General features: G+C 77.2%; 4 protein-coding genes. 1 reads left to right on the top strand and 3 read right to left on the bottom strand.

The annotated features are described in order from the left end of the window. Positions 1 to 85 precede the first annotated feature (85 nt). The 3 genes from NWP10_RS10490 to NWP10_RS10480 all read right to left on the bottom strand — a co-directional run bounded on the left by NWP10_RS10490 (position 86) and on the right by NWP10_RS10480 (position 3680). The gene (locus NWP10_RS10490; RefSeq protein WP_248193636.1) at positions 86 to 718 is read right to left on the bottom strand and encodes a LysE family translocator; all 633 of its coding nucleotides are present in this window, start codon (positions 716 to 718) and stop codon (positions 86 to 88) included. 85 nt (positions 719 to 803) lie between these two features. Further along, the gene (locus NWP10_RS10485) at positions 804 to 2435 is read right to left on the bottom strand and encodes an amidohydrolase (RefSeq protein ID WP_258300864.1); all 1632 of its coding nucleotides are present in this window, start codon (positions 2433 to 2435) and stop codon (positions 804 to 806) included. A gap of 84 nt (positions 2436 to 2519) precedes the next feature. Continuing rightward, the gene (locus tag NWP10_RS10480; protein ID WP_248193640.1) at positions 2520 to 3680 is read right to left on the bottom strand and encodes a cystathionine gamma-lyase; all 1161 of its coding nucleotides are present in this window, start codon (positions 3678 to 3680) and stop codon (positions 2520 to 2522) included. Between the two features lie 238 nt (positions 3681 to 3918). Here NWP10_RS10480 and NWP10_RS10475 point away from each other — a divergent pair. Further along, a partial coding sequence (locus tag NWP10_RS10475; RefSeq protein WP_258300863.1) for a YbfB/YjiJ family MFS transporter occupies positions 3919 to 4534 on the top strand: 616 nt, incomplete at its 3' end.

Raw genomic sequence — 4534 nt, 5'->3', positions numbered from 1 at the left:
AGGGGGGTGGGGGGGGGGGGGGGGGGGGGGGGGGGGGGGGGGGGGGGGGGGGGGGGGGGGGGGGGGGGGGGGCCCGCGGGCCGGGTCAGGCCTTGGCGAGGGCCAGGCGGGCGCCGAAGCCCACGAGGGCGGTGCCGACCACGCCGTCGAGGCCGCGCTGCACGGACGGGCGCTGCAGCCAGCCGCTCACCACGCCGACGAGGGCGATCAGCACCACGAACCACGCCATGCACACCGCGATGTGCACCACGGCCAGCAGCACACCCATGGCCGCCGGGGCGACGCCGGACACCATGAACTGCGGGATGAGGGCCACGTAGAACGCGCCGACCTTGGGGTTGAGCAGGTTCACGGTGAACCCGGTGCGGAACGCGTCCCGGGAGCGCACGGTCGCCACCGAGGAGCCGCCGGGCGCCCCGTACCCGCCGCGGATGGCCGAGATCAGCATCCGCACGCCCAGGTAGACCATGTACGCCGCGCCGATCCAGCGCAGCGCCGTGTAGGCCACCTCGGACGCCGCCAGCAGGGCGCTGATGCCCAGGGACGCCGCCAGCGCCCACACGAACAGGCCGGCGCAGATGCCCGCGCTCGCGGCGAACGCGGCCCCCGAGCCCTGACGGCCGGCGTACCGCAGCACCAGGGCGTTGTCCAGGCCGGGCGTGATGGTGATCAGCAGGGCGAGGAGCGCGAAGGAGAGCAGGGCCGCGGTGAGGGTCATGCGTGGAAATTACCAGCGCGCCCGGACCCCGCCGGACATTCGTCTCGCGATGCGGTCCGGCCCCCGCCGGGGGTCCCGGACGGCGTCACAGCCCGCCGTGCACGAACTCCCCGCCCACGGCGGTGGCGACGACGTCGATCGCCGCGATCTCCTCGCTCGGCACCGCCCGGGGGTCGGCGCTGAGCACCGTGAAGTCCGCGAGCTGGCCGGCCACGAGCCGCCCCTTGCGCCCGCCCCAGCCGGTCGCCTCCGCGGAGCCGACGGTGTAGGCGTGCAGGGCCTGGGCCACGGTCAGCCGCTCGAGGTCCGGGCCGTACTGCTCGCCAGTCTCGGTGCGGCGCTGCACGAAGTCCTGGATCACGTCGAGCGGGCGGCCGCCGGCCACGGGACGGTCCGAGCTGCCGGGCAGCACCAGGCCCGCGCGCAGCAGCCGGCCGGCGGGGTAGGACAGGGCCGCCCGCTCGGCGCCGATCCGCTCGGTCACGGACCCGCCGAAGGCGCTGATGAAGTTCGGCTGGGTGGTCATCACCACCTCCAGCTCGGCCAGGCGGGCCACCTGGTCGTCGCGGACCACGCCCCCGTGCTCCACGCGGTGGGGCATCACAGGCCGCCCGAACCGGGCCCGCGCCTCGGCGATCACGTCGAGCGCGAAGTCCAGGGCGGCGTCGCCGATCGCGTGCAGGGCCAGGGACCAGCCGGCGGCGGCCGCACCGAGGCACTCCCGGCGCATCTCGCCGGCGTCCTGCTGCAGGTAGCCGCGGCCGTGGCCGTGCCCGCAGTAGTCCGCGGTCATCGCGGCGGTCTGGCCCAGCATGGAGCCGTCGGTGAACACCTTCGCGGGGCCGATCTGCAGCCACTCGTCGCCCACGCCGGTGCGCACTCCGGCGTCGAGGGTGAGGTGGGTGCCCTCGTCGGCGTGGCCGTCCACGGGGCGCAGCGCGTCCAGGGTGACCATCGTCTGGAAGCGGGTGCGCAGCAGGCCCGCGTCCCGGGCGCGCTGGTAGGCGCCGAACTCGAGGGGGCTGTGGCCGATCCAGCCGCCGGCGATCCCCGCGTCCGTCACCGAGGTGATGCCCTCGGCTGCGTACTCCTGGGAGGCGCGGGCCAGGCACGCGCCGATGTGCTCGTGGGACTCCGGCTGCAGCAGCCGGGTCACGAGGTTCATGGCGGTCTCCTCGAGCAGGCCCGTGGGCCGGTCCGCGGCGTCCGTGATGATCCGCCCGCCCTCGGGCTGCTGCATCACCTGCTCCCCCACGCCGGCCAGGAACAGCACTGCCCCGGACACGGTGAACGCATGGCCGGTGTTGTGGCGGATGAGCACGGGGCGCCCGGCCGCGGCGGCGTCGAGGCCGTCCCGGTCCGGCTGGGGGCCGGTGAGGTGACCGGGGTCGAAGCCGGTGCAGGTCACCCACGCGCCCGGGGTCAGCTCGGCCGCGCGGGCGCGGATCCGGTCGTAGACCTCCTGCGCGGTGTGGGCGCCCTCGAGGTCCACGTCCAGCCGCGACTGGCCGAACCACACGCTGTGCGCGTGGGCGTCGTTGAACCCGGCCAGCACGGTGCGGCCCCGCGCGTCGAGGCGCTCGCGCGCGCCCAGGCCGTCGAGCTCCTCGTCCACCCCGACGACGGCGCCCCGCCACACCCCCAGCCGCGTCGCCTCGGGGCGGGCGGGGTCTCCGGTGAGCAGGTGCGCGTTCTCCACGATCAGGTCCAGCTGCACGGGGCGGGCCTCCTTCGGGGCGGGGGTCCGGTCACGACGACGCGTCGCGACTCGCTTTCGGGCCGAGCGTAGCCGCGCGGCCCGTCAGCCCGCGGCCTCCAGCGCCCGCTCGACGTCGGCCAGCAGCTCCGCCGTCGGCTCCACGCCCACGGAGAGGCGCACGAAGCCGGCCGGGACGTCGTCGCCCCAGCGGGCGCGGCGCTCGGCGGAGGTGTGGGTGCCGCCGAAGCTGGTCTGCGGGACCACGAGCCGCGCCGCGGCGAGGAAGCGCTCGGCGGCCGCGGCGTCCGCGAACTCCAGCCCGACGACGGAGCCCGCCGCCGCCGTCTGGCGCGCCACGACCTCCGCGTCCGGGTGGTCCGGCAGCCCCGGGTAGGCCACCGCGCGCACGGCCGGGTGCCCCGCGGCGAGCTCGGCGACCGCGAGCGCGGACGCGCACATCCGGGCGAACCGGACTTCGAGGGTCTCCAGACCGCGGTGGATCAGCCACGCCTCGTGCGAGCCGAGGATCGCGCCGGTGAGGGTGCGCCAGCCGCGCACGCGGGCGAGCACGTCGGCGTCGCGGCTGGCCACGTGCCCGCCGAGGGCGTCGCTGTGCCCGTTGAGGGCCTTGGTGTCCGAGGCGACGACGACGTCCGCCCCGAGGTCCAGGGGCCGCTGCCCCAGCGGGGTGAGGGAGGTGTTGTCCACGACCACGAGGGCGCCGGCCCCGCCGCGGCGCCCGTTCGCGTGGGCGCGGGCGGCGACGTCGGCGATGTCCGCCGCGCGCAGCCCGGGGTTGGAGGGGGTCTCGACGAAGACGAGGTCGTAGCCGGCGAGGTCGGCGGAGGCGAGCGCCGGCGTCGGGACGAGGTCCACGTGCACGCCGATCGGGCTCAGGTGCTCGGCGGCCAGGGCGCGGGTGGCGCCGTAGCCGTCCGAGGGCAGGAGGGCGCGGTCGCCGGGGCGCAGGTGGGAGAGCAGCACGGAGGCGATGGCCGCCATGCCGGAGGGGACGACCGCGACGTCGGCGTCCTCGAGCACGCCGAGGGCGGCCTCGAGCGCGGCCCAGGTGGGGGTGCCCCAGCGGGCGTACTGGAAGGCGACGTCTGCACCGGGGGCGACGGGGGCCCCGTCCGGGCCGGCGCCGGGCAGGTGGAACGCGGAGGCGTGCACCAGCGGCGGGGAGATGGCATCGCCGGGGGCCATGCCGTGGGCGCGGTGGTGGAGGACGGGGCCGAAAGCGGGGGGCTGCGGGGATGCCATGGGGTCATTCTGCCGGGGCGCCGGGTGTGGACTCACCAGAGGAGCTGGCGGCCCCGGGGACGAGGCCGCGACGGCGGGTGTCGGCGGGTCGATCGGCGGCGGGTGTCGGCGGCGGATGGCCCAGCAGGACGAGGCCCGGCGACGCGCGGAGTGAGCCGCCTCCCCGGTGGCCTACGGTGGGCGTGACGCCCACCACAGTCGCCCCGCCGCCCGGCGTGCGACGGAACCAGGACCCGCCGTGACCCGCCTCCCCCGCGCCCTGTGGATCGCCCTCGCCCTCGCGGCCGCGCCCGCCTCCGCGTTCGGCCTGGCGCGGTTCGCGTACGCGGTGCTGCTGCCGCCCATGCAGGCGGACCTGGGGTGGTCCTACGCGACGGCGGCCCTGCTCAACACGGTGAACGCGCTCGGCTACCTGGGCGGCGCGGTGTTCGCCTCGCGGCTCGGGCGGCGGATGGGCGTGCACGCCGCGTTCGGCTGGAGCCTGCTCGCCACGGCCCTGGCCCTGGGCGCCTCGGCGCTGAGCACCCTGCTGCCGGTGCTGCTCGTGCTGCGGCTCGTGGCCGGCTTCTCCGGCGCGGTCACGTTCATCCTCGGCGCGGCCCTGACGGCCGCGCTGGCCGCCTCGCTGCGGGCGGGGACGGGCACTGCGGGGGCGGCCGCCGCGGCCGTGGGGGCGTCGGCCCGCGTCCCGACGGCGGCCCTGCTCATGGGCGTGTACGTGGCCGGCGGCGGGCTGGGGATCGTGGTGAGCGGGCTGGCCCTGCCGTGGGCGCTGAACTCGTTCCCGGACGACGTCGGCTGGCGGGTGGGCTGGGGCCTGCTGGGCGCCGTCGGGCTGGTGGCCTGGGCGGTGG

Source organism: Micrococcus sp. HG099 (genome assembly GCF_024723355.1).
Lineage (GTDB): Bacteria > Actinomycetota > Actinomycetes > Actinomycetales > Micrococcaceae > Micrococcus > Micrococcus endophyticus.
The sequence above is the reverse complement of the archived record's forward strand: the minus strand, read 5'-3'. Positions and strand labels throughout refer to the sequence as shown.

What these genes read in the sequence shown, in the direction of transcription:
- NWP10_RS10490 (WP_248193636.1), bottom strand. Translation starts at nt 718, where the DNA reads ATGACCCTCACCGCGGCCCTGCTCTCCTTCGCGCTCCTCGCCCTGCTG.
- NWP10_RS10480 (WP_248193640.1), bottom strand. Translation starts at nt 3,680, where the DNA reads ATGGCATCCCCGCAGCCCCCCGCTTTCGGCCCCGTCCTCCACCACCGC.